The sequence below is a fragment of the Nocardia sp. NPDC003979 genome (assembly GCF_053605015.1).
The window spans coordinates 23,332-46,045 of sequence record NZ_JBSGIJ010000023.1 but is presented as its reverse complement, the minus strand read 5'-3'; the positions used below and the strand labels follow the sequence as shown (position 1 = coordinate 46,045).

General features: G+C 65.0%; 18 protein-coding genes. 6 read left to right on the top strand and 12 right to left on the bottom strand.

Annotated elements, in window-relative coordinates:
• Positions 1-69: 69 nt before the first annotated feature.
• The 4 genes from ACWEVR_RS29850 to ACWEVR_RS29835 form a co-directional block, all read right to left on the bottom strand.
• Positions 70-987, bottom strand: coding sequence for a phosphotransferase-like protein (locus ACWEVR_RS29850; protein ID WP_452469659.1), 918 nt, complete (start codon positions 985-987; stop codon positions 70-72).
• Positions 988-2,971: 1,984 nt separating this feature from the next.
• Entirely contained in the window at positions 2,972-6,670 is a 3,699-nt protein-coding gene (locus ACWEVR_RS29845) for a hypothetical protein (RefSeq protein ID WP_452469658.1), read from the bottom strand.
• A gap of 421 nt (positions 6,671-7,091) precedes the next feature.
• Entirely contained in the window at positions 7,092-7,304 is a 213-nt protein-coding gene (locus ACWEVR_RS29840; RefSeq protein ID WP_452469657.1) for a hypothetical protein, read from the bottom strand.
• 85 nt (positions 7,305-7,389) lie between these two features.
• Positions 7,390-7,794, bottom strand: coding sequence for an aminotransferase class IV (locus tag ACWEVR_RS29835; protein ID WP_452469656.1), 405 nt, complete (start codon positions 7,792-7,794; stop codon positions 7,390-7,392).
• A gap of 217 nt (positions 7,795-8,011) precedes the next feature.
• Between ACWEVR_RS29835 and ACWEVR_RS29830 the strand changes: the two genes are divergently transcribed.
• A protein-coding gene (locus ACWEVR_RS29830; RefSeq protein ID WP_452469655.1) for an IS3 family transposase occupies positions 8,012-9,177 on the top strand; the annotation gives its coding sequence in 2 pieces (ribosomal slippage) (positions 8,012-8,296 and positions 8,299-9,177; 1,164 coding nt in all).
• A 372-nt stretch (positions 9,178-9,549) separates the two neighbouring features.
• Here the strand turns inward: ACWEVR_RS29830 and ACWEVR_RS29825 are convergent.
• Both ACWEVR_RS29825 and ACWEVR_RS29820 read right to left on the bottom strand, forming a co-directional pair.
• The gene (locus tag ACWEVR_RS29825; protein WP_452469654.1) at positions 9,550-10,629 is read right to left on the bottom strand and encodes an aldo/keto reductase; all 1,080 of its coding nucleotides are present in this window, start codon (positions 10,627-10,629) and stop codon (positions 9,550-9,552) included.
• Between the two features lie 357 nt (positions 10,630-10,986).
• On the bottom strand, positions 10,987-11,190 hold the full coding sequence (locus tag ACWEVR_RS29820; protein ID WP_452469653.1) for a hypothetical protein: 204 nt from the start codon (positions 11,188-11,190) through the stop codon (positions 10,987-10,989).
• 297 nt (positions 11,191-11,487) lie between these two features.
• Between ACWEVR_RS29820 and ACWEVR_RS29815 the strand changes: the two genes are divergently transcribed.
• From ACWEVR_RS29815 to ACWEVR_RS29805, 3 genes are all read left to right on the top strand, one after another.
• Positions 11,488-12,681 carry a serine hydrolase domain-containing protein gene (locus tag ACWEVR_RS29815; RefSeq protein ID WP_452469652.1) on the top strand — a complete coding sequence of 398 codons (1,194 nt, stop codon included), beginning with the start codon at positions 11,488-11,490 and terminating at the stop codon, positions 12,679-12,681.
• A gap of 512 nt (positions 12,682-13,193) precedes the next feature.
• Complete coding sequence (locus ACWEVR_RS29810; protein ID WP_452469651.1) at positions 13,194-13,958, top strand: hypothetical protein; 765 nt, start codon at positions 13,194-13,196, stop codon at positions 13,956-13,958.
• A gap of 744 nt (positions 13,959-14,702) precedes the next feature.
• Positions 14,703-15,257, top strand: a complete 555-nt coding sequence (locus ACWEVR_RS29805) for a DUF4442 domain-containing protein (RefSeq protein ID WP_452469650.1) — start codon at positions 14,703-14,705, stop codon at positions 15,255-15,257.
• A gap of 29 nt (positions 15,258-15,286) precedes the next feature.
• Here the strand turns inward: ACWEVR_RS29805 and ACWEVR_RS29800 are convergent, their stop codons facing one another.
• Positions 15,287-16,423 carry a hypothetical protein gene (locus tag ACWEVR_RS29800; RefSeq protein WP_452469649.1) on the bottom strand — a complete coding sequence of 379 codons (1,137 nt, stop codon included), beginning with the start codon at positions 16,421-16,423 and terminating at the stop codon, positions 15,287-15,289.
• Positions 16,424-16,540: 117 nt separating this feature from the next.
• Positions 16,541-17,566, bottom strand: coding sequence for a helix-turn-helix transcriptional regulator (locus ACWEVR_RS29795; protein ID WP_452469648.1), 1,026 nt, complete (start codon positions 17,564-17,566; stop codon positions 16,541-16,543).
• Positions 17,567-17,629: 63 nt separating this feature from the next.
• Here ACWEVR_RS29795 and ACWEVR_RS29790 point away from each other — a divergent pair, with 63 nt between their 5' ends.
• On the top strand, positions 17,630-18,415 hold the full coding sequence (locus tag ACWEVR_RS29790; protein ID WP_452469647.1) for an SDR family oxidoreductase: 786 nt from the start codon (positions 17,630-17,632) through the stop codon (positions 18,413-18,415).
• A gap of 104 nt (positions 18,416-18,519) precedes the next feature.
• Here the strand turns inward: ACWEVR_RS29790 and ACWEVR_RS29785 are convergent, their stop codons facing one another.
• The 4 genes from ACWEVR_RS29785 to ACWEVR_RS29770 all read right to left on the bottom strand — a co-directional run bounded on the left by ACWEVR_RS29785 (position 18,520) and on the right by ACWEVR_RS29770 (position 21,305).
• Complete coding sequence (locus ACWEVR_RS29785; protein ID WP_452469646.1) at positions 18,520-19,074, bottom strand: Tn3 family transposase; 555 nt, start codon at positions 19,072-19,074, stop codon at positions 18,520-18,522.
• Positions 19,075-19,108: 34 nt separating this feature from the next.
• The gene (locus tag ACWEVR_RS29780; RefSeq protein WP_452469645.1) at positions 19,109-19,465 is read right to left on the bottom strand and encodes a hypothetical protein; all 357 of its coding nucleotides are present in this window, start codon (positions 19,463-19,465) and stop codon (positions 19,109-19,111) included.
• Positions 19,462-20,292 (bottom strand): effector-associated constant component EACC1, encoded by an 831-nt coding sequence (locus ACWEVR_RS29775; RefSeq protein ID WP_452469644.1) that lies wholly within the window; start codon positions 20,290-20,292, stop codon positions 19,462-19,464. The genes ACWEVR_RS29780 and ACWEVR_RS29775 overlap by 4 nt, the downstream gene beginning before the upstream one ends.
• Before the next feature lie 149 nt (positions 20,293-20,441).
• Positions 20,442-21,305 (bottom strand): LysR family transcriptional regulator, encoded by an 864-nt coding sequence (locus tag ACWEVR_RS29770; RefSeq protein WP_452469643.1) that lies wholly within the window; start codon positions 21,303-21,305, stop codon positions 20,442-20,444.
• Between the two features lie 83 nt (positions 21,306-21,388).
• Here ACWEVR_RS29770 and ACWEVR_RS29765 point away from each other — a divergent pair, with 83 nt between their 5' ends.
• Complete coding sequence (locus tag ACWEVR_RS29765) at positions 21,389-22,645, top strand: family 1 glycosylhydrolase (RefSeq protein ID WP_452469642.1); 1,257 nt, start codon at positions 21,389-21,391, stop codon at positions 22,643-22,645.
• The last annotated feature ends 69 nt before the right edge of the window (positions 22,646-22,714 follow it).

The following is a 22,714-nucleotide window of genomic DNA, read 5'->3' as shown; positions in this document are numbered from 1 at the left end:
CGTGATCAGGGGTGTGTCATGTATGTGGCAGAAGGCCGGGCTGATTTTCTGCCAGATTGTTGACGCAAGTCAGTGTTTCGATGCGGCCCGAAGTTGATCGAATGCTCGCGGTGATGGGGTTTGGTCGACGAACTTCTTGATCTGGGCGGAGCAGTCCTCGATGGAGCTGGTGCTGGTGTCGACTTCGAAGTCATAGATTGAGTGGGCGTGGACGGATTTGATCTGCTGGGCGGCGGTGCCGATCGGGCGGTCCCCGCGTTCCTCTTCGCGGCGCTGTAGTTCCTCGGCAGAGCAGTGGACGCCGATAAGGACGACGTCGATGCCGGCGAGAACGGTCAGGCAGTCGCTCAGCCGCCAGGGCTCGCTCAGCACGTGGTCCATGATGATGTCGTTGCCTGCGTGGGCCATTCCGGCGACGGCTCGGTGAAATCCGGCTCGGGTTCGTTTGAGGACTTCAGCGAGTTCGGTCGGGTCGAGTTCGTGGGTTCGGGTTTGTGAGCGCATCGCGCCGATCATGTCGATGCCCATGTGGAAGAAGGGGCGTTCGAGGTCGAGTTGCAGTTGGCGTGCGAGGCTGGACTTGCCCGAGCTCGACACGCCATTGAGGAGAATAACCTGACCAGTAGTGGTTTCACCAAAGTGTTCGGTGGCGCCGGAGGGCTCAGACATGACTTCCATGGTGGCGGAATGCCCGCTGACCGGCAGAGGTGGCCGAGGCGCCGGGCCGCGGCGGCTGAAGGCATAGTCGTGGACGGCTTGATAAGTGACGGCCGGGTGGTGGTCGTCGAGTAGACGTTCCCAGATCTCCCGGATGGAGATTAACGGTGCGTCGGCGAGAAGGGCGTCGATGTGTGGTTCCAGTCCTCGCGGGCCGGGGCGCTCGCGCCGGGGATATTTCTTGCGTGTGGGCGGGTTCGGTGATCGCAGTGCGGCCTGGACGGTTCGCCAGCCGACCTGGTGCTTGCGTTCGATGGCTCTGCCCGACATGCCTGCGAGAGCGTCGCGGCGGATGGCCGAATAGAGCGGCTGTTTGGCTTCGTGGTTGCGCTGCTTGCGTTTTCGTTGTTCGGCGACGATGCCAGGTTGCTTAGGTTGTCGTCGCGGGCGGCCAGTTCGGGGAAGATGTGCAGGACAACCGGTGTGGTGCGGCCGCTGACGGTGGCGAGTTTGTCCGGGTCGCCGCCCATTCCCCGTCGTCCGGGGGGTGATGTATCAGCCAGTCACGCTCCATCCAGGATTCGTAGCCGATGTGCCCACCCATCGTCGCCGACCGCCACGATCCCGAGAAGTTCTTCTGACCACGGAACGAAGGGAATCTCCGCGCCGGTTCGACCATCTCGAAACGGATTGTCGCGCAGGCCAACAGAGGCAACCGACAGCGAGCTCGGACCTCCGGATCGATGAACTCCACCCAGCAGCCATCACCACCGGCAACGGCGACGACAGCACCCACGACCCGGACCTCCGAGCAAACAGTCGGAACCAACGATCTGCGTCAGGCTAATGGCAGAAGCCCCGCACTTGTGCCAGAACGATGGCAATACGTCAGGTCCACTGGAAAGGACAATTGCGCCGTGGTGGATTTGGAGGTCCGGGTTGGTGGCTTTGATCGCGAATTCGGACACCGCTTGATCGCGAATTTTGACAGCGTCTTGTTCGTGACTGGTCGCGAATCTCGACACCACTGCACCAACCTGGTTGCAATGCGGCGGTACCCAACTGACCTCCTGTAGCTGGGTTGTCAGTCGTCATCGTGACGGATCGTCGCGTTGCCACTCGGGGACCTCGAACAGCGTGGCTGGAACGCGTTCTCCCTTCGCTAGGCGAGGAGTCCACGCCCCCGCGGGACCGCTAGGCGGCATGAGCGCGCGTTTTCTCCGGAACTGGACCTCGGGTGAGCAGGCGTGTTCGCGGATAGGCTCGGTGTGTGGAGTACGAGGCGGTCTACTCGGTTATCTATCGCGCGGTGGACGTGGGCAGCGATGACCCGGACAACCCGTATGCCGGTGTGCGATTCGTCAGGGAGGGCGAGCCGCTCGCGCATGCTGCGGCTCCGCCCGGACGCGTTCCCGTTTGTGGAACGACCACAAGATTCATCGTTCGGGGTTTGCCTTGGTCGGATCCTGTTTCGGGTGTGTACAGACGTTGCCCGGCATGTGAGGTGCTGTGCCCGTTGTAGCGGGTGTTCATGTCGAGCTGTCGGCCAACTCCTGGATGAGTGCTTGAGGTTGACCACTGCCAGGCGGCCCCATGACGGGTGGCGAACAGCAGACGTCGGCGCTGCGGTTCGACTGGTCGTCCGACTGAGATGCCGTCGAGATTCACGAACACCAAATCGTGCGGTGTTTGGATTCGCGACCGAAGTGGTGCCGAGATTCACGACCAGAACCAGGGTTGGCCAGCGCGGTTTTCGCCTGTACCGCGGTGGTGATCGTCAGGCCGTCGAACTGGTGGGCAGCCTCAAGACGGTGGCGATAGCGGTCGGGGGCCGGGCCGGAGCGTGCTCGCCGCGAGCGAGGTGTTGGTGGGCGTCGTGAAGTTGTTCGACGCGCATCAGGAACTGCTCGAAGGTGATCTCGTCGAGGAACCCGGCGTCGGCTTGCCCGGCCTAGCCGGTGGTCATCAACAGATAGCTCAGGGGGTCAAGTCCGCTGGGAAGCAGCCACGCACCGGACGTCTCCACTACCCGACGGATGCCCAAAAGGGACAGGCACCACCTCAGCTACCGGATCCCCCATTGTCACTTTCTGGCGTATTCGGTCACACCCTTCGTGATCCCGACAGCAGCTATCGCGTAATGGTGTCGGCGGTGACCGGCGGTGACATCGATGCGGTGGTGTGGCTGGCACCGATGAGCTGGTCGCCACCCTGGACGGGCAGGTGGTCGGTCGGTCTGAGGTTCAGAACTCGTCCTCCGTCTGGCCCGCATCTGAATCGCCCCTCGGGCAGCGGTTGGCTGCCGCGGCACGCCCTACGCCGGCCAGGTATCGCTCTCGGTGAATCGCAGCGTGCCTACCAGACTCGAGCGGACCGGCGGCACCTTCCAGTCGGGGCCGGTCTCTGAGGTGCCGCGCCAGAATCTCCACTTGTACGTGCTTGGTCCCAGGTTGAACCAGCGCATGGTCGACGACGATCCTGGCTTGCCGGACTGCCCTGGCTGTGGCGGCCGGTCAGCTGCGCCACCCTGACCGGTGACCGGGACGAGTCCGAAGCTCACGGGCTTGTCCGCGTCGGGGGTCTTGGGCTGACTGTCGATGACGGCTTCGACGAAGAGGTGGGCCTTTGTCATGCGTATGAAACCGAGGTCGATTTCGTCCTGCGCGGTGTTGATGGTGATCGTAAGGCCGCCCGCGGGGATCGTCGCGCCAGCGCCTGCCGGCGGCGCACCGATCGCGAGGTCCCCGCCTGGACTGTAGCTCGCGTTCATTAGGGAAGGCTTGACGGCCTCGCGGATCTCCGCCTGCTCCTTGGGTGGGTAGTACTGCTGGGCGGCATGCAGCTTCGACAGCTGATTGGCGATGTCCTGGGCTTGCCGCTGCTCCATGGTGACCGGCACGGCCTGCGGGGTGCTCGCGGGTGACCCCGGCTTGCCGTCTGCGGACTGCACCGACGCTGTCGGCTGTGGGGGCGTACTCTGCCCGCCCATGATGGGCGCAGCAGTCACCCCGGCGGTCGGCTGGGCCGCCTTGGCCGTCTGGGCGATGGCGACGCTGTTGTCCGACAGTTGTTTCAACAGGTCTGCGATCTGAGCGGTACCCGACATGTCGCGGAAGATGTTGGCCGTCGTCAACGCGCTCAGCGCGGCGGACAGTCCCGTGGGGTCGGGTGCTGGCGGTGGATCCTTCACCTCTGCTAGCGGATCGGGCAGGGCCGTGGGGGTCGTCCCCTGCGGTGCCTGGTACTGCGGGACCGGAAGCTGCACCGGGGCGATCTCGGTGGGGACGAGCGGAATCGGCGACTGCTGCCAATCCCAGAACCGAGTGTTGTCGATCTCCTCCGAGATGTTGCAGTTTCCAAGTTTCGCGTCCGCGAACACACCCCGCGACGGAAGCGTGACGAGCCGCTCCACCGAGACCGGCTCGCGCACCGGAATTTCCTCCTGGACGAGTTGAGCGTCGGACCTAGCCAGAGCCTCATCGATAGCGAAGGCCCACCGCGAGTCGGTGCAGGGGAAGGCGACATGGTCGCCCAGGATCTCCAGCGGCTCGTTCGCCACGTGGTCCAGGACTGTCGATCCGTCCGACAACGCAATGCTGGCGAGCAAATCCGCGCGCTTGTAGATGTCGAGCGCGAAAAAGATTCCGCGGCTGTAGTAACGACGATTGTCGCGCAAATGCTCTAGCAAGGCCGCCGCCGCTGCCCGATCGGCCAGGTCGGCGGCCGAATAGTATGGTGCGGGTGGGGCGGGCGGCGTGGGCCTGCGCACCGGGAGCACCAACATCCGATCCTTCTCTGATTCGTTGTTCTGGAAAACCAGATGCCCGTCCGAATAGTCTTGCTCGAACAAGATCTGCGCGTCTTGCTGACCGCGGGCGTCGACGCCGGAGATCTTGATATAGGACAAAGACACGTCGGCGCCCTTGTCGTCGCCCGGATGGCAAGCCACGTGCAGCATGATGCCGCTCATCAGCCCCCAGGGCACGAAATTCAATGTCGCGCCGGACGACGGCCGAGTCCACTGCGGGAACACCGTGAACCTGTTCATGGCGTCCTTGTGCCGAAAAGCGCCCCGGTTGTTCATGACCTGCTGCGGTTGCCCATCCCCGGGCGTGACCAACTGACAGTGCCCCTCCGGCAGACCGAGGACGATCGAGTACAGATCGACCTTGTGGTCGAAATCCTCGGCGACCAAACCTCCGGTCCTGATCTCGAAGGTGAAATAGAAGAAATGCGGCTCCGGCAGCGCGGCCGTGGCCTGCGGTGGCGGCTCGGGCAGCGGTGTATCGAGATCGGCGAGAGCGCCTCCCCGTGCGCGCAGTCGCTCGATCGCGTCGAACCCGCCAGTGAAACGCTCGTCCAGCAGTGACCGCTCGAGGGCGGGGCGATACTTGACGACAGCGGCGCTGACCGCGGGACCGTCCAGCCAATCGGTCTTCAACGGCACCAGAATCGCGGGCCGTCGCCGCACGAACTCCGCCGCTAGCCTGAACTGCCGGTAGATCTCGTGGTAGAGGAATGTGACCGTGTGGCTGTGGTTGTAGTTCGCGATCACCCTGGTCTCGACCGCGCTTCGTTCCGCCTGCGCGCTCTGCACGACCGTCGTGCTGTACAACTCGCGAGAGGCCGCGCTCGCCTGCGCCACCCGCTCACTGAGACGTTGATTCGTCTCGGCGGCGATGTCACGACTGCCGCTGCTGGTCGAATAACTGCCGCCCAGCGCGTTCGAGTTCCCCGCCGACACGCCCAACCCGCCGTATCCGAACGCCCCGCCGACCGAGTTGGCCAGGCCGCCCATGACCGAGCCACCACGCTGCCATTCCTCCACGCCCGCCCGCACGGTCTCGCCGATGACCCGGTCGCGACGCAGTTCGTGCACCACAGACTCGTCCACCTTCGTGGTCTCGTCCCGAATGGTCTTGTCCCGGCGGGTCCATTCCACGACCGCGACTCGGATCGCCTCCCCGGGTGCGAGCGGGAAGGTCTGGATGATCCGTCCCAGCGAATGGCCGAGCGGCGTCCAGCTCAACCGGTGTTCATTCACGTACGCGGCGCGGAGCTGCGCACCGTGGGCCTCGGGGGCGGCTGCCGCCGGATCGGAGATCCCTACGACGGTGTAGAAGGAGAACTCGTCGATGGCTGAGTTCGGCGGGAGCAAGGTCTGGCATCCGTCCGCGCCGATCATTGCCGAGGTGGTTGTCGCGATCGACGCGGGCGACAGACGCCAATCGGTCAATCCGACGCTCTGCATGCTCGGCAGTCCGAGTCGGACGACGTCGGCCGGGATATCGGGTTGATCGATGAAAAGCCGCATGACAACGGCATTTTCGGTGAAACGTCGTTGGGGGAGCGCATCGAACGGTCCTTCGCCACCGAATGGGTGGACCAGCAGCGCGATCGAGTCCGTGCGATTCCGCGTCGTCGCTTCGTCGTACATGACCCCGGCGATGGCCTGGCGGACGTCCCGGCGCACCCGGGTCAGATCGAAGGATGCGTAGCCGTTGCCGTCCGTGGCCACCAGCCCGAGCGGAACTCGCAGTTGCGCGGGTTCGGTCTGCTGCGCCACCAGGGTGTCGAGCCCGTCCTGCTCGGCGACCTGTCGAATTCGACTCACCAGAACGACACAAATCTGGTCAACCGACATCGCATGGAAAGTCTGCCCCGCGAGCTCCTCGAGCGCGCACTTCACAACCCTCTCGAAGAATTCTATGACTGTTGGGTACTCCCACGAGGTCATGGTGTCGCGGGTCTCGGCGGAGAACACCTCGGTGAGCGCCTGCGCCACGGCGGTAGCGGAGTTCTCCCGGTCATGATCATCGAGCAGCGGAACCTCCTCGAGCGCTCGAAACCAGGCGTCCTCGAAGCGTCGGTCCTCCGCCTTCGGCGACGCGGGCACCGTCCAGAGGACCTCGCCGAAGATCGGTAGCCCCCGAATCGGCGCTCCGACGGTGCGTGTACAAGCGAACACACTGAACCGGTCGAGCAGCGAATCGTATCCGGCGTCGTTCCCCACAGCGCTTCTCCCTGCGTCGCAAGCAGCACGTGTACATCAGCCTATCGCCCTGTGGAGCTGTAGATCGGCGAATTGGGCGCAGATAGCTCGACGGTATGAATGCGTCGGCTGTCGCTTCTGGCAAACATGGGTAGCCTCCTTCACCAGCTCGGATAGCGAGCTGTGTCGCCATCTCGTGATCGCAGCAGACTCCTAGTGTGGATACATTAGATACATTAGGGTGATAGAACTCCGGTGTCGCCCCAGACTTGTAGTGGTCGACCGGCGTGGAGGTGTTGGGTCCGGTTCCGCGGCAGTTCACCTTGGCCGAGGTCCGCTGGTTACCCCATGGCCACGCGTTGCCCCGGGTACCGCGAGCGGCCTGCCATCCCTGTGCGCTGGCACCTGAGCCTAGCCACAGGGGCGAGGAACTGCCGATTCGCTAGATCTGTTCTGGCAGAATCGATTCGTACTGTTTGCGCAAGATCGCGATCATCTCGTGCTCGGTCGACCAGGCGGTCTCGTCGATGTTGCTGACCGCTCGCACACCGACCGCGGCGTTGGTGGCCATCACCGCGTCGAATTGGTTCAGGTCGGCGAGGGTGACCTGCTCGACGAGCCCGTCCTCGTCGCGGGTCTGGCTGATCAGCTGCATCGTGGTGCCGGGCAGGACGTCGGCGTGCGGCCAGATCAGTTGGCCGTCGCGGATGAACCGACGTTGCTGGTGGCGATCTCGCTGATCACACCGTCCGGGGTGGTGAACACGACATCGTCGAAGCCCGCAAGCTGGGCGGCCCGGCGTTGATGCTCGACCCGAAGAGGCCGACATGCTTCACCCGAGGTAGATCGCGGGCGTAGACCGCGGACTGCAGGCTCAACGGGCCCAGCGGGGTGGTGGGCGCCTTGCGGCTGGTGACCAGAATTTGAGGGTCGGCGGCAGCAACGGGTCGCCCGAGTTCGAGGCGGGGGTCGAAGACGGTGACCCGCGCGACCATCGGCTCTTTCACCTCGCCCACCGCGTCGCGGACGAGTCGACGGACGAGGTCGGTGTCGATGTCGGTGGCGAACACCTCGCGACAGTCACGTGTTAGCCGGGTCAGGTGTAGCGATAGGCCGCGCACTGTGCCGCCGCGCTCGACTCTCATCGAGGTGAAGTGTCCGTAGCCAACCAGCCCGGCGCTGCCAGTTCCTCCAGCGTCACCGCCTGCCGTTCAATTCCATCCACCCAGTGTTCCAGTCTGCAATGCCAGGCGAACCGGTCGCATCGCGAAGTTCGGTGAAAGGGCGGTGGGTGGGGGCTGCTGCAGGGGTAGGTGACAACCGAGATGGCTTGCCGAGACGTGAGCCTGAGAGGATGTCGCAGTGCCCAAGCCGTATCCGAAAGAGTTCCGCGACGATGTCGTGCGGGTCGCCCGCAACCGAGACGACGGAGTGACGTTGGAGCAGGTCGCGGCCGATTTCGGGGTCCATCCGATGACGTTGTCGAAATGGATGCGCCAAGCCGAGATCGACGACGGGAACAAACCCGGGACCACTCGCAGTGAGTCGGTCGAGTTGCGGGATGCTCGCCGCCGGATCCGGTTGCTCGAGCAGGAGAACGAGGTCCTGCGGCGCGCGGCCGCCTATCTGTCGCAGGCTCAGATCCCGGGAAAAGGCTCTACCCGCTCGTGAAAGAGCTTGCCGCCGAAGGGATCCCTGTGGCGGTGACGTGCCGGGTGCTGCAGCTCGCTCGCCAGCCCTACTATCGGTGGCTGGCCGATCCGGTGACCACTGGCGACGTCGCCGAGGCGTATCGGGCCAACGCGTTGTTCGATGCGCATCGCGACGACCCTGAATTCGGCTACCGGTTTCTCGCCGACGAAGCCCGCGAAGCAGGTGAATCGATGAGTGCGCGGACCGCCTGGAGAATATGTTCGACGAATCGGTGGTGGAGCGCGTTCGGCAAGCCGCGGCGCGGCAAGAACGGCAAACCGGGGCCGCCCGTCCATGACGACCTGGTACAGCGCAGATTCCGCAGCGACGCACCAAATCAGTTGTGGCTCAGTGACATCACCGAACATCAGACCGACGAAGGCAAGCTGTATTTGTGCGCGGTCAAAGACGTCTTCTCCAACCGGATCATCGGGTACTCGATCGATACGCGGATGAAGTCTCGACTGGCGGTGACCGCGGTGAACAATGCTGTTGCCCGGCGCGGTGACGTGTCCGGTTGCGTGATCCACACCGACCGCGGATCTCAATTTCGCTCGCGGAGATTCGTCGGCGCGCTCAACCGTCATCGCATGGTCGGATCGATGGGCCGTGTCGGTGCGGCCGGTGACAACGCGGCCATGGAGAGCTTCTTCAGCCTGCTGCAACGCAACGTCTTGGACTGGCAGCGTTGGGACACCCGCGAGCAGCTCCGGATCGCGATCGTCACCTGGATCGAGCGCACCTACCACCGCCGGCGTCGACAGGCTCGCCTCGGGCGGTTGACCCCGATCGAATTTGAAACCATCATGGCCCCAGCAGTCCGCCAGGCTGCTTAACCGCTGTCACCTGATCATGCAGCAGCCCCGAGCGGTGGATCGGGCTGGCGGCGAGGAGTTGGTTGCGGAGCCTGCGCAGGTCGGTCAGGTCCACACCGGCCACGCTCGCCAAGTCAGCATCCATCCACGGCCCGGGCCCGTAGATATCGAGCGCGCCGGTGACTGCCGCAGCGACCTCGGCCTTGTGGACATCCCCGACGATCGGTTCGAGCTCGGCGATGACCTGGTCGATCTAGGCTGCCCACAATCCGTCTATGGGACAGCCTCACCGACCGGCCTGGCCTCGCCTGATCGTTGGCCGAGGCCGCCGGGCTCATGGTCGGCGATTCGGCACCTGACCCGGACGTTCACCGCCGACGGCCCCTTGTAGGATTACGTCTGCTTCGCTGTGGTTTCGATGATCGAGCGGTCGGCGGCGCTAAGTCTGTCGGAGGCGAGATCTGCTTGGTGCCAGAAGGGGTATCGGACCGGCGGCGGACTGACCTGTGCAATTTGGGTGATTTCGTCATCGGTCAGTTCGAGGGTGAGCGCGCCGAGGGAATCTCGGAGCTGGTCGGGGGTTCGCGCTCCGATGACCAGGTTGGTGATACCCGGACGCGTGAGCAGCCAGGCGAGAACGACCTGCGGGATCGTGGCATCGCGCGCGGTGGCGATCTGGTCGAGGCGATCGACCATGTCGTAGAGGTTCTCGTGATCGGGTACACGCAGATCCGAGCCGTCGCCGTCGACCATCCGGGCGCCTTCGCTCGGCTGCCGGTCGCGGCGATATTTTCCGGTGAGCAGTCCCATTGCCATCGGGCTCCACACCTGGGTGCCGATCCCTTGGTCGATCCCCGCAGGGATCATCTCGTACTCGGCTTCGCGCGCTTGTGGCGTGTAATAGATCTGCTGGCTCACCGGCTTGATCAAGTTGTGGCGTTCACAGGTCATCAGCGTCTTCATCAACTGCCATGCCGTGTAGTTGGAGACACCGTAATAGCGGATCTTGCCGCATCGCACGAGGTGGTCCATCGTTTGCAGTGTCTCGTCCAGGGGGGTCTGCCCGTCCCACTCGTGAAGGTAGTAGAGATCCAGGTGGTTGCGGCCGAGGCGACCCAGGGTCTTGTCCACCTGGTCCAGGATGTGCCAGCGGGACTGTCCGCCATCGTTGGGGCCGTCGCCGACCACCATTCGGACCTTCGAGGTCACCAGCAGATCGGCGAATTCCTCCGATGTGGACAGCGCCTTTCCGAGGACCTCTTCGGCAACGCCCTTCGAATAGAAGTTCGCCACATCCACCATGGTGATCCCGGCGTCCTGCGCGATGTGCAGGAGTTCGGCAGCCTGGTCGGTGTCGACGTGTCCGAAATACTCCATGCCATGGGCGCCGCCGAAAGTGATCGCGCCGAGACTGAGCGGGCTGACGCGGAGTCCGCACGAAGGTGAGAGCTGCCGGTAGAAGTCCTGTTTCATATGTTGTCCCCTTCCTCAATGCGATAGTCAGGCAGTCGGGATGACTGCTGACCGGCCTATGGGGTGTCTAACCAACTGGAACGTCCTCCAACTGGGAGCGGCGATGCTGTGCGTCGCCGACCTTGGGTGCGCGACGCTGGACAGCGCGGGCATCACAGACGTGCTGCTACGAGAGCCATTCGATCTGTGCACATCGATGGTGTTTGGCCTGGAAGCGATAGCGGCGTACAAGCGCAGATCAGGCGTGGACATCTCAGCCCGGGGAGCCGAACAGAACCCGGCGGCGCGGCAATGAACTGGTCCCGACGAACACTACATTCGCTGTCAATGCGGTCGTCGGCGGCACGCCGATGAGGTTCACGACGCCGACGATTCCGATTGGGAACTGGACTTTTGCAGCGAAGAGTCGCGGGCGAATTGGTGACTTTGCCGATCATGGTGGAGTTTCAGCCAGTAGCTGATGACAATCGCGCCGCAACCGGCCGCCGCGGCGGCGGGCACCATCAGAAGCAACCCGACGATAGTCGCCAACGTCATGATTCCCCCACGAATGACCAGCATTGAGTGAACAACTGTGCACTGACCATAAGGTCGACGAACGGCGCTCGCAACTCGGTAGCCATCGCGTCGGCTGGGGCAGCACTGCGGCCGAGGACCTGGCAAGGTTACGACCGTGTGGTTCCTTCGACTGTCGCACAGCACGGACACGGGCACCGCTGGATTTCCCTGCGGAAGTTCATGGGATCTGCTCTCAAATGCCGCGGGTGGAGCGGGAGACGCTCGTCGGCTCGTGCCGGTACGCATTCCCTTGTGGCTGAGGTGCCCAACATGGGAGTGGGCGTTACCCTCGATACCACAATGAGCGCTGCACCTTCCATCCACGGCGATGTGGCGGCCGGTTTCGGCCCCGTCGCCGACGCCTTCCGCCGCAACTTCACCGACCACGCCGAGATCGGCGCCGCTGTCGCGGTCTACGACGGAGACGCCCCCGTGGTCGACCTGTGGGCCGGTCATCGCGATCGCGCTCGTGTGCAGCCGTGGGAGCGCGACACCATCGTGCCGGTGTTTTCCTCGTCGAAGGGGATGTCGGCGTTCACGATCGCGGCCGCCGTTTCGAGGGGTCTGCTCGACTACGAGGACCCGGTGTCCAAGCACTGGCCCGAGTTCGCGGCAAACGGCAAGCAGGATGTCACCGTGCGCCAGCTCATTGATCACCAAGCGGGGTTGTCGCAGCTCGACCGGATCGTGAAGCTGGGTGAGCTGGCCGATCAGGACGCCCTCGCGGTAATCCTGGCCGAGCAGAAGCCGGCCTGGGAGCCGGGGACCCGTCACGGTTATCACGCCCTGACCTACGGGCTGTACCAGAACGAGCTGCTACGACGGGTGGATCCGGCCGGACGCGGGGTCGGCCGTTTCTTCGCGCAGGAGATCGCCGGCCCGCTCGCCGCCGACCTGTTCATCGGATATCCGGCCTCTGAACCGATGGAGCGGGTGGCCGTACTCTCGGCGACCAAGGGCCTGGACATCCTGCGCTACGAACGCGATCTGCCGCTGAGAATCGGCCTGGAAGTCTACGCCAGGCGCGGCCTGTCCTACGGCGCGCTGACCAACCCACGACCCGGCGCGCCCGCCCGCGCCGCGCGAGATGAGTTCCTGCGGGTCGAGTGGCCGGGCATGAACGGTGTCGGCAACGCGCGCGCCTTGGCGCGGGTGTACGGCGCCGCAGCCGGTCGCACCGGTGTGTTGCCGCTGTCGGAGCAGGTCCTTGACCGACTCGCACTGGCCGAGACCGCCGACGATGTCCCTGCGCCGGATCTGGTGTTGCACACCAAGAGCCGCTACCACCTGGGTTTCCGCAAGTCTCGCGGGTCGTTCCGCTTCGGTTCGGACAAGCGCGCCTACGGCACCACCGGTCTCGGCGGCTCCTTCGGTTTCGCCGACCCGACCACCGGGTTGGGCTTCGGCTACACCATGAACCGGCTGGGCATGGCTATCCTCGACGACGTGCGCAGCCGCAAGCTGCGCGATGCGGTTATGCGCTGTGCGCGCTGAGCGCGTCGAAGCCGGTCGTCCGGCGTCCCAGTTCCAAACAGCGCGGGAACAAGCCGCGGCGCGGCGGCGTCCGCGTAGAGGGGTATGCCACGCAAGCTTGCACGTGGGTCCAGCCGAACGGAAACTGGCGTTAGCGGGACTGGTGTCCGAAAACGTGTTGCGGAGAGTGATTCGCGGGACCCGGGGGCGCGGATATGTGGATGTGTGACGCCCCGCGACCGGCTCATCTGCGAGGGACGATTCGAGACTGTGCTGGTGATCAGCGGCGAATGTAGAAGTCAGTAGGCGACGGGGTTCGCGCAGTGTACCGAAACCTTTGGGGGACACACCGATTGGGTGCAGGACATGGACGGTGAGTCCCGGTTGGCGGAACTCACCACAAGACCATCGCCACCCAAGGTATCCTCGTCGGCCGCTGGCGCGCTCTCCGCCATTGCCTCGATGCCCCGCGTCGATCGCACGTCACGGATGGAAATACGCTTCGTCAGCGTTGTCGGATTTTGGGGAGAGACATGTATCGCGTACCCGTGCAGCGCCCGGCCGGTGGCGGGAGAGGGGTGAGTGCCGGGGTGCTCGCCGGGCTGGGTGGGGTGGCCGGTGCTTCTGGGGTCGTCGCCGGGCTGGTGCGTACCGAGGGGCCGATGTTCGGGATCGGGTTCGCGCCGGGATGGGTGTCGGCCGTTTCGGGGTTGACGTTGGTCATCGACGTCGTGTCATCGGTGTTGTTGCTGGTGGGGGCGGTGTTGGTGTTCGTGCGGCGGGGTGCGGGGCCCACGCTGGTGGCGTTGGGGTGCGCGGGCGCGGTGGGTGCGTATGCGCTCAACGCGGTATCGGTGATGGTGCAGATGAGGGACTACGGGATCGGCATCGGGCACCCTCTCGAGATTGTGCTCGGGCAGTCGAGTGTGAACGCGATTCTGGGGGCGGAGGTCGAGGTTCCGTGGGTCGTGTCGCTGCTGCTGCTGGTGTTTCCGATGGTGACGTTCGTGCTGGCGGTGCTGCCGTCGACGCGGCGGTGGTGCAAGGGTGCGGCCGCCGCAGGAGCCGGGCCCGCGGAAGCGTGGGCGGGGCAGACGCCGCACGGTATGCCCCCGGGAGTTCCGGGCCAGCAGGGTCCGGTGCTGGCGCCGGGGCAGCGGGCACAATGGGGTCAGGGCGTGCCGCCACAGAGGCAATGGGGACAGCACCCGCAGGCACCGCAGGGGCCGGGCGAGCCTGCACCGCAGGGCAGTGGGGCCGCGGCGACCAGGTCGCGTCGGGAACACCGCACCCGCTGACCGGCCTGGACCACACTCCGCCCGGTCAGTATCCGAACGGTCGCCGGTAGTAGTCATCGAGCGCGCCGGTCAACAAGGGAATCTTGGCGGTTACGCATTCGGTGTCGACGAGGCGGACGGCACAGCGCTGGCGAGTCGGTTGCGCTAGCCTCGATCTTTCGGGCTGGCAGGCCAGGACTACGGGTTTCGGATCGCCGATTCGATCATAGAATTCAGGGACACGGGGCAGGGGCAGACGGCCCGCGCAGCGGGCTGGCTGCCGGGTTCCACGAGCCCGGATAGTTCGATCTTCCTCGGTCGAAGGTGCAGGTTCGCCGTAATCAGTCCGGCTGCAGCCGCGCCGCCGCGGTGGTGAGCATCTCGGTCCAGGGCGCGTGTCGTGCCGGCTGTAGCCCGGTGATCATGCAGAGCCAGGTTTGACACGGATGACCGGTGAGCCAACCCTGCTCCCGCCACCACGCGCACGCCGAGGTCAACGTTGCATCGTACTGGGCCGAACAGGGCTGGTTGGCCAGCGATCCGGTGGTTTTCGCTCAACGAGACCCCCATGCCGAGCCGTAGCCGCTGCCCGCTTCTACTCGAGTGCCGGAGGTGGCCGCTGGAATCGGCGTGGATCAAGCATGCGATCGCGCGATAAGGGGGGTCGAGACTGGCAGAGGCGCGTATTCAACTGTCGCGAATTCGTGCGGTCGCTCGTCGATCTCACCTAGGTCAATCATTGATGCATCAATCCTGGCTAAGATCATGAGCGTCGGTGACGTCGAGTCGGCGAAGGGTGAAGGCCGACCGATAGGGGTGAAAGTGAAGCCTGGAGGCAAGTTGGTTGGAAAGATCATCTCGCCGCGGACGTTCCGGATCGGGATGAGCTTGTATCCGCCGTTGCTCTTCGCCGGCGTTCGCGTTGAACACGTGGCAGGCGACTGGACTACTGTTCGGGTCCGACACCGGGTCAGCTGGTGGAACAGCAATCACAACGGTGCCGCCTTCGGCGGAACGTTGTCGGCCATGACCGACCCGTTCTTCGGGCTCATGGCATTGCAGCAGCTCGGAGCCGACTACGTCGTATGGAACACCTCAGCAAGCATCGAGTTCGTCAAAGCTGGCCGTGGAACCGTCACCGCGACAATGGAACTCACATCGGATGAGGTTGATGCGATTCGCGGCGTGACGGCTGATGGCAGCAAGTCTGTGACCCGTCACTCCACTGAGATCGTCGCGAGCGACGGATCAGTCGTCGCTCGCGCCCAGCAACAGCTCTATGCGCGTCGAGCGAGGACCGCTGTCGCGGAGACCACCTGACGGCGTGAGGGACTGGCAGGGTCTCGTAATCAACTGTGACGGGTTCGTGGTGCCCAGCCGAACGGTTTCCGGGCCCGTGGCCCGAGGGCGTAGCGGCTCGAGTCGGCAGCTGCGTGGGCTGCGGCGCGGGTAGTGGTCTTGTGGTGATAGCCGAGAGCGTCGGCGAGGACGGGCGCGGGCAGTTCGAGAACATGCTGGTGCAGCGAGCCGACACGACCGGCGGTGGTGGGAACGCCGAGAGCTTTGATCCGTGCTCCGAGGGTTTCGGGGTGGAGCGGCTGCCCAGCGCGGCGGCCGGGAAATAGCCAGCGGGATTCGCGGTTGGTTGCGGTGTTCATGTTGGTGCGCTGGTCGGTCCAGGACAGCAGTAGCTCGGCGACCGGGCCAGGGGCCGGTGACGGTGGATCAACGAACCGCAGCCGAACGGTGTCGTTGTCGATGATCACGTCGTCGAGGGTGAGCCGGACGATGCGGCTGAGGGGCTGGACGTAGAGCAGCACGATCGCCGCCGCGACGCGGGACTTCAGTGGGTGGTCGGGCTCGGTGAGTATTCGACCGAGCAGGTCGATCCGCTGCTGCTGCGGCATCGGTGTCGCGGGGCCGATCACGACGGTGGGAAGCCGGAATCGGCGGGTGAGCTTGTTGGCGATGCACCAGAGCAGAAACCCTCGGATCGAGTTGCGGGCGTGGGCGTTGTGTTCGACGTGCCAGGCATCGATGTCGGCTTGAACGCAGTCGGTCAGAGTGAGGTCGTGTTCAGCGAGCCAGCCGAGATACCTTGTCACTTGGGTGATCTGGCTGCTGGAGCCCCGGTGGCTGCTGACGGTGAGTGGCTTGTGCGCGGCTCGCGCTCGCAGCCGGGGCGCCACGTCCCAGGCGGTGAACCGCTTGATCAATCGGGCATGCTCCGGCTCGGTCATGGTGGCGAGATGTCTGATCGTCCAGCGTTCGAACGCGCAGATCTGTTTATAGACCTGGGGCGGGATGCCGCAGACCATCAGCAGTTCCTCCAGGTGCGCGGCCGCGCGCCAGGGCTGAAGGGTGTGGAATGGCTTGTGGGTCAACGCGGTCTCGCCACGGCCGAGCTCGGCCAGCAAATCCGCAGGCGCGCGGACGCGGCCCTTGCGGTGTTTGAGCCAACACAGCCCAGACAGCGGCGAACTCATTTTCAGCAGGTGCGCGGCGAGCGGTGCGAGGTCGGTTCGGACCCGGGCCAGTGTCGTCGCTGAGCAGATCGGTGAGTTCGTCGGCGAAGGTGCAACGCGTGCAGAGGCGCCGGCGCGTCAACCAGGAGGGATGGCAAGCCCTTTCAGCGAACAGCTGCCTCTCTGGAGTCCGGGTGATTCCGTAGGGTGCATAGCTGCCGTGTAGCGTGCCGCGAGCGTAGCGATGGCGGCCGCGAGCTCGGGTGCGTGGCCTGCCTCTAGACGAAAATCGAGGTCCATCGCGGCGAGGTATGCCGCGAGCAGTTGCGGGCTTTGTGCGCCGGCCTCGACCGCGCTGGTGTGCGGATCGATCGGTTCAACCGTCCAGATGCCGGGAGGTATGCGCGCTGCGACGGTTTCGGCAGGCGCGTCGACGATCACTCGGGCGGTGTAGTTCCACAGTGCGGCCATCCGTCCACGGGTCACGAATGTCGCGAGATCGCGCGCGGGGAGGTCTCTGGCGGTGAATCGGGGTCCGGTCGGTGTCTTCGGTGAGATTCGGTCGAGGCGGTAGCTGCGCCAGTCCTGGCGATCGAGGTCGTAGCCGACGAGGTACCACCGGCCGCCGGAGTGCACCAACCGGTACGGTTCGACACGACGCTCGCTGGGTGTGTCGTGCCGATCGGTGTAGTCGAAGCGGAGCACTTCGCTGCGCTCGACAGTCGTGGCGACATCGCGGAAAATGCTGGGTTCCACCGGATCCCGGGAGTTCGGTATGGCCTCGGCGACCGCGCTGATCGTGTGTAGCCGGTGACGCAGACGGGGCGGGAGTAGCTGCTGGAGTTTGGTGGCCGCGCGGGCCGCGTGTTCGCCGATACCGGCCACACCGGCACCGACGCCGGTGCGCAGAGCTACGGCCACCGCGATGGCCTCGTCGTCGTCGAGTTGCAGAGGTGGCAGTCTCGCGCCGGCGCGGAGTCGATACCCGCCTGCCACACCGGGAACAGCGTCGACCTGATAGTCGAGCCGCCGCAGGCGTGCGATGTCGGCACGGATCGTGCGGGTATTCACGCCCAGACGCGACGCCAGCTCGGCCCCGGTCCACAGGCGCTGGGTTTGCAGGAGCCCGAGAAGCCGCAGCAGCCGGACACTGGTATCGACCATGGTCACCAGCGTCTCATGGATTGCGGAGCGATTCGTGCCGCGATCGATGCCACCGTTGCCGGCATGACTACTTCGACACGGCCATCTGCCAGAGCGTTCCGGCCGCTGGCGGGGCGAGGCGCCCTGGTGACCGGAGGGTCGCGCGGCATCGGCCGCGCGATCACCCGCCGGTTGGCCGCAGACGGCGCCACCGTGGTGTTCACCTACGCCACGAGCTCCGATGCCGCCGACGCGCTGGTCGCCGAGATCACCGCATCGAACGGGCGAGTATCGGCCGTGCAGGTCGACCTCGCCGACCCCGGCCAGGTCACTGCTGGGTTCGCTGCGGCGGACGAGGTGTTTCGGACCGCGGGCGTCGGGCTCGACATTCTCGTGGCCAACGCTGGTGTATTCACCAGCGCACCACTGGCTGAGGCTACTATCGACGAGTGGGATCGGGTGATGGCCGTCAACGCCCGAGGCACATTCCTGACCCTTGCTCAGGCAACGCCGCGACTGCGTGACAACGGCCGGGTTGTCACCGTCTCCACTGTCGGCACCCATTGGCCGAGCCCTGGGGAAGCGATCTACGCGGCCGGCAAAGCTGCCGTCGAGCAGCTCACCCGCATCGGTTCCCGCGAGCTCGGGCACCGGGGCATCACCGCCAACACCATCTCGCTCGGCCCGACTGATACCGATCTGCTGCGTGCCAGCGCGCAACTAGGCGCCGTGGAGGGGGCCGCTGCGATGACCGCACTCGGTCGCATCGGCCAACCTACCGATATCGCCGACCTCGTGGCGCTCCTCGTTCACCCTGACAGCCGCTGGGTCACCGGGCAGAACATCCGCGCCGACGGCGGATTGACCTGACCGAATACCCGGGTGTGCCGCTGAATTCCGTCGTCGATGCGCCGTTCTGGTCCGAGGTCGTGAGAATCGAACGCAGTCTAGACCCGCTGTCCCTGCCCGGAGACCTATCCCTGTCCGACCTGAGCGGGGTCGCGCAGCGGCCGGACGACTCCGCCCAGGTCGGGCAGTACGAAGCTGTAGTGTCCGTCCAAACCCAGGTGGGAGCGGATAAACGCTGAGAGCCGCTCGACGTCGGTATCGAGCACGGAATACCCCTGCTCGCGCAGTGCCTCGATGGCGTGGTTGAGGTTGACGGTGTTCCACAGCACGACGCAGTTCAGGACCAGGCCGAGCGCGTGAAGCTGTTCCTCCATGCCCTCGTAGTACGCCGGGCGCATCTCACCCTTGCGGCCGTGATACACCGACCGAGCCAGGTCGTGACGGCCTTCGGTGAGGTTGGACTGGCGTTTGCCCTCCCGCCGGTACGGTTTGTCGTCGGCCAGTCGCAGGATGTGCAAGGTTTTGAAGATCCGCCCATAGTGGGCGATCGCTTCGCCCAACGCGGTCGGACGGCCGTCGCGAGAGATCATGCGGGTGACCTCGTGCGCGGACACATCACCGGTGTTGATCGACACCGCGACCCGGCACTTGTCGTCCCAGTGGGCGCACCCGATCCTCACCAGTCTTCGTCAGGACGACAAGGTGGCAACGGCGCTACTTGTTTCTGCGGCCCAGGGTGATGAATGCGGTAACAATTGAGACAGATCCGGCGCCGATGATTCCAGCGCCTTCAAGGGGTGCACCATGGTCGACGAAGTGTTTCGCGGTCAGCGCCATAATGGCCACTGTGGTCAGCCCGCTGATGGTGCCGAACGCGCGCAGACCGAGTTCAGCCCACCGGATTCGCTGGTCGTGTCGCTCAGCTTGTTCGACGGCCGTGAGGATGCGATCAACGGTGCCGGGCCTGATCGCTTCCCACCGTTTCAGGTCGGCGGGAGTGGGGAGATCGGCCCAGCGCGTCGCAGGTGGGGGTGGAGGCGTGGAGGCCGACTGCTCCGGCTGGCTCGTCATCGGTTGACTCCTTGCCCCGGCTTGTCGTCGATAGCGGCTTCGAGCTGCGAGTACATCGCCTGCATCCTCTGCCCGATGCGCCGTGCAGCTGGCGGTCGGTGGGGCGGTGGCCCCGGTATTGGGACTATTGCCGAGGCAAATCCACTCACGAATGCACGCGCACGCGCACGCCAACCGTCCGCGCCAGCCTTGCTCGTAAGTGCGCCCGATACAGCGTCTGGCGCGGTCATAGCATCGGGTTCCACCCCACAGGAGCTACTGGCAGCGCGAGACATCGTCCCCTCTCGGTCCTGACCAGATGACGCGATGGCGCGGACGGCCGGTGCTGCCTGCTTGTCATTCATGCCCTGGAAAATGTTGACGGTGGCTGCGGAGCCCGCAATGGCGCTGTTTTGCGCGACAACGTTACCCCCAATGCTGATGCCTGAGATGGTCACCCCGGTCCCAGCGCTGGTGACTTCGGTAACGTCAACACGTTGCTCGTCGAGCAGATCCTGCATCGTCCGCAGCAGTTCAGCGGCCTGAATTCGGTTGCTGCTGACGGTGACCACGGCATCGCCGCGCGTGATGGTGATTGTGGTTTCGGAACGGCGGCGGGTCAGCCACGCGGTTAGTGAATGGACCAGCACCGCTGCGGCCCCTCCCGCACCAACTGTCACCATAAGGGCGCCCGCCACCTCGCCCGTTTGCTCACCGCCGGTCTGCTCAGGGGACAGACTCACCTGCCCACGCAGGGCACCCTCGTGCCGAAACCACTCCAGCAGCTCCACGAGCTCGGCAGGATTACCGCTGCTCTTGATCAACAAGGGGCCGTTGGCTTCTGACATACCCGCCATTCTGCCGCGACTTCGGGACTCTGTGACGAGATCGCCCAGCTATGCCAGCCACAAGACGAGTGGACCCGTCGCGAACTTGCGACAGTTGAATACGCGATCTCACCAGTCTCTAGTGCCGAATACGGCGGTGGGGGGCGAGGTCAGCCGCGATGTTCAACGGAGTACGCCTCGTGCAGAAAGGAGGTGAACATCAGCGCTGTAGGATCGTGGGCGGTCGGCGTCCACGCGACCAGTGTGACACGGGCCGCTGGCCGCAGCGCGGTGAAGGCAAGCTTGGACTGGTAGGCGAGTGTGCGGGGGAGCACCGTGAGGCCTATCCCCGCCGCGGCCATGGCGATCACCGTCGACTGGTGTCCGGCGCGGGCGGCATAGCGAGCGACGATGCCGGTGGCGGCGTGATGGTTGTTCATCGCCTCATCGAGTGGGTGTCCGCGCGGGTGGGCGATCCACCACGCGCTGGCTTGTTCGCGCAGGGTTTCGGGGTCGGCGCCGGCTACGACAAGCTCCTCTACGGCGAGGATTTCGGTGTGCCCGATCGAGCCGATGGGTTCGCGGCCGATGCCGATGACGACATCGAGATCACCGGCGAGGAAGCCGTCCTCGGCGCGGCGGTACGGGTGATCGGTGAATTCTTCGACGTGGATGTCGATGTCGGGATTCGTCTCGCGCCAAGAGGCGATCGCGTCGAGAAAGACGGCATCCGACGCCATCGACGCGGCACCGACCCGCAGCAACCCGGTGTTGTGTCCGTGGGTGGTGAGCCGGTCGACGGTGCGCGCTGCTTGCAGGCAGCTGCGCATGACGGGCAGGGCGGCAGCGCCCTGCACTGTGGGTTTCATCCCACGGGGATGCCGCACGAATACCGGGCCGCCGAGTCGGCGTTCGACGGCGCTGACGGCTTGCGATACCGAGGGCTGGGACAGGTGCAGCGATCGGGCGGCCGCTGTCAGGGAGCCGTGTTCGGCGACTGCGAGGATCACCTCCATCTCGCGCAAAGTCAGCATCACCCCAAGGTATAGGTGTTCCCTATATCGCACCGAGGAAATCCGTAGTTTTACCTAGCCTGTCGGGAGGCGAGGCTGGAGCGATGAACTCTTGGCGTGACCCGCGCGACATTCCACGACGCGACGCACTGCGGCTCGGTTGCGCGGCGATCGCGGCAGCCGCGCTGAGCTGGTCACCGCGGACAGCACTCGCGCAAGCCGAAGGACCCGGTGCGGACTTCCTGTGGGGCGTCGCCGGCTCGGCGTTCCAGTCCGAGGGCGATATGCCCGCCTCGAACTGGGGCTCCTACATCACCAGCGGAGAGCATCCCGATATGGAGCCATACTTTGAGTCCGTCGATTTCCGTCACCGCTACCGCGACGATATCCGCCTTGCCGCCGACCTCGGGGCGCGGGTGTTCCGGTTCGGGGTGAACTGGGCGCGGGTCGAACCTCGGCGCGACGTGTGGTCGGAGCAGGGCTGGGCGTTCTACCGTGATGTCGTGGCCGAGATCCTCGCCGCGGGTATGCAACCGATGGTGACATTGGATCACTTCGTGTACCCGGCGTGGATCCTGGACCAGGGTGGTTGGGTGTCGGATTCGACGGTCGAGCGGTTCCTGCGCTATGTCGGCAAGGCCACCGAGGAGTTCGCGGGTCAGTGCCCGTGGTGGCTGATCTTCAATGAACCTTCGGTCAATGTGGTGCTCGAGACCCGGATGCGAGGATTGGCCCCGACCGAATCCGCGCGCATGGCCGCGAACCTCGTCACCGCGCACCGACGGGCCTATCAGATCATCAAACACGCTGACCCGACCGCGCAGGTGTCGAGCAATGAAGCCACCCCGAACTTGCCCGCTCCGGCGCGCGCGGCGGCCGATTCGGCATTCCTGAGCCAGGTCGCCGACGGGTACATGGATTTCCTCGGGCTCGACTTCTATTACCCCGATATCGGTGTGGAGGGGATGCTGCATCTGTTCGACGGCAAACCGTGGGAGATCCCGCAGGCACCGCGGGTGATCGGCAGCGTCTGCGAAGACTACGCGATCAGATATCCCGGTCTGCCGGTTTTCATCATCGAGTTCGGGATGCCGACCGACAACGGAGCACCCCGCACCGACGGGCTGACCCGAACCCAGCATCTGCTCGACAGCGTGGACTCGGTGCGCGAGGCCAAACGCCGCGGTGTGCCGATCATCGGAATGCTGTACTGGAGCCTGACCGACAATTACGAATGGGGTACCTACAACCCCCGCTTCGGCCTCTACACCGTCGACGTCGTCACCGACCCGAGCCTGACACGAAAACCGACGGACGCGGTCGAACCCTATCGCCGCCTCATCGCGGAAGACCGCTGGTAGCACCACACTCACGCGGATCCACGCTCGCCACCCCTACTTATCCATCACGCGGCCGGGACTTCGTCCCCG

Coding starts and splice junctions, on each gene's coding strand:
- ACWEVR_RS29805 (WP_452469650.1), top strand. CDS start 14,703: ATGAGCGTCGGTGACGTCGAGTCGGCGAAGGGTGAAGGCCGACCGATA.
- ACWEVR_RS29835 (WP_452469656.1), bottom strand. CDS start 7,794: ATGAGAGTCGAGCGCGGCGGCACAGTGCGCGGCCTATCGCTACACCTG.
- ACWEVR_RS29765 (WP_452469642.1), top strand. CDS start 21,389: ATGAACTCTTGGCGTGACCCGCGCGACATTCCACGACGCGACGCACTG.
- ACWEVR_RS29800 (WP_452469649.1), bottom strand. CDS start 16,423: ATGAGTTCGCCGCTGTCTGGGCTGTGTTGGCTCAAACACCGCAAGGGC.
- ACWEVR_RS29820 (WP_452469653.1), bottom strand. CDS start 11,190: ATGCTGGTCATTCGTGGGGGAATCATGACGTTGGCGACTATCGTCGGG.
- ACWEVR_RS29795 (WP_452469648.1), bottom strand. CDS start 17,566: ATGGTCGATACCAGTGTCCGGCTGCTGCGGCTTCTCGGGCTCCTGCAA.
- ACWEVR_RS29780 (WP_452469645.1), bottom strand. CDS start 19,465: ATGACGAGCCAGCCGGAGCAGTCGGCCTCCACGCCTCCACCCCCACCT.
- ACWEVR_RS29840 (WP_452469657.1), bottom strand. CDS start 7,304: ATGCAGCTGATCAGCCAGACCCGCGACGAGGACGGGCTCGTCGAGCAG.
- ACWEVR_RS29790 (WP_452469647.1), top strand. CDS start 17,630: ATGACTACTTCGACACGGCCATCTGCCAGAGCGTTCCGGCCGCTGGCG.
- ACWEVR_RS29815 (WP_452469652.1), top strand. CDS start 11,488: ATGAGCGCTGCACCTTCCATCCACGGCGATGTGGCGGCCGGTTTCGGC.
- ACWEVR_RS29825 (WP_452469654.1), bottom strand. CDS start 10,629: ATGAAACAGGACTTCTACCGGCAGCTCTCACCTTCGTGCGGACTCCGC.
- ACWEVR_RS29775 (WP_452469644.1), bottom strand. CDS start 20,292: ATGTCAGAAGCCAACGGCCCCTTGTTGATCAAGAGCAGCGGTAATCCT.
- ACWEVR_RS29770 (WP_452469643.1), bottom strand. CDS start 21,305: ATGCTGACTTTGCGCGAGATGGAGGTGATCCTCGCAGTCGCCGAACAC.
- ACWEVR_RS29810 (WP_452469651.1), top strand. CDS start 13,194: ATGTATCGCGTACCCGTGCAGCGCCCGGCCGGTGGCGGGAGAGGGGTG.
- ACWEVR_RS29850 (WP_452469659.1), bottom strand. CDS start 987: ATGTCGGGCAGAGCCATCGAACGCAAGCACCAGGTCGGCTGGCGAACC.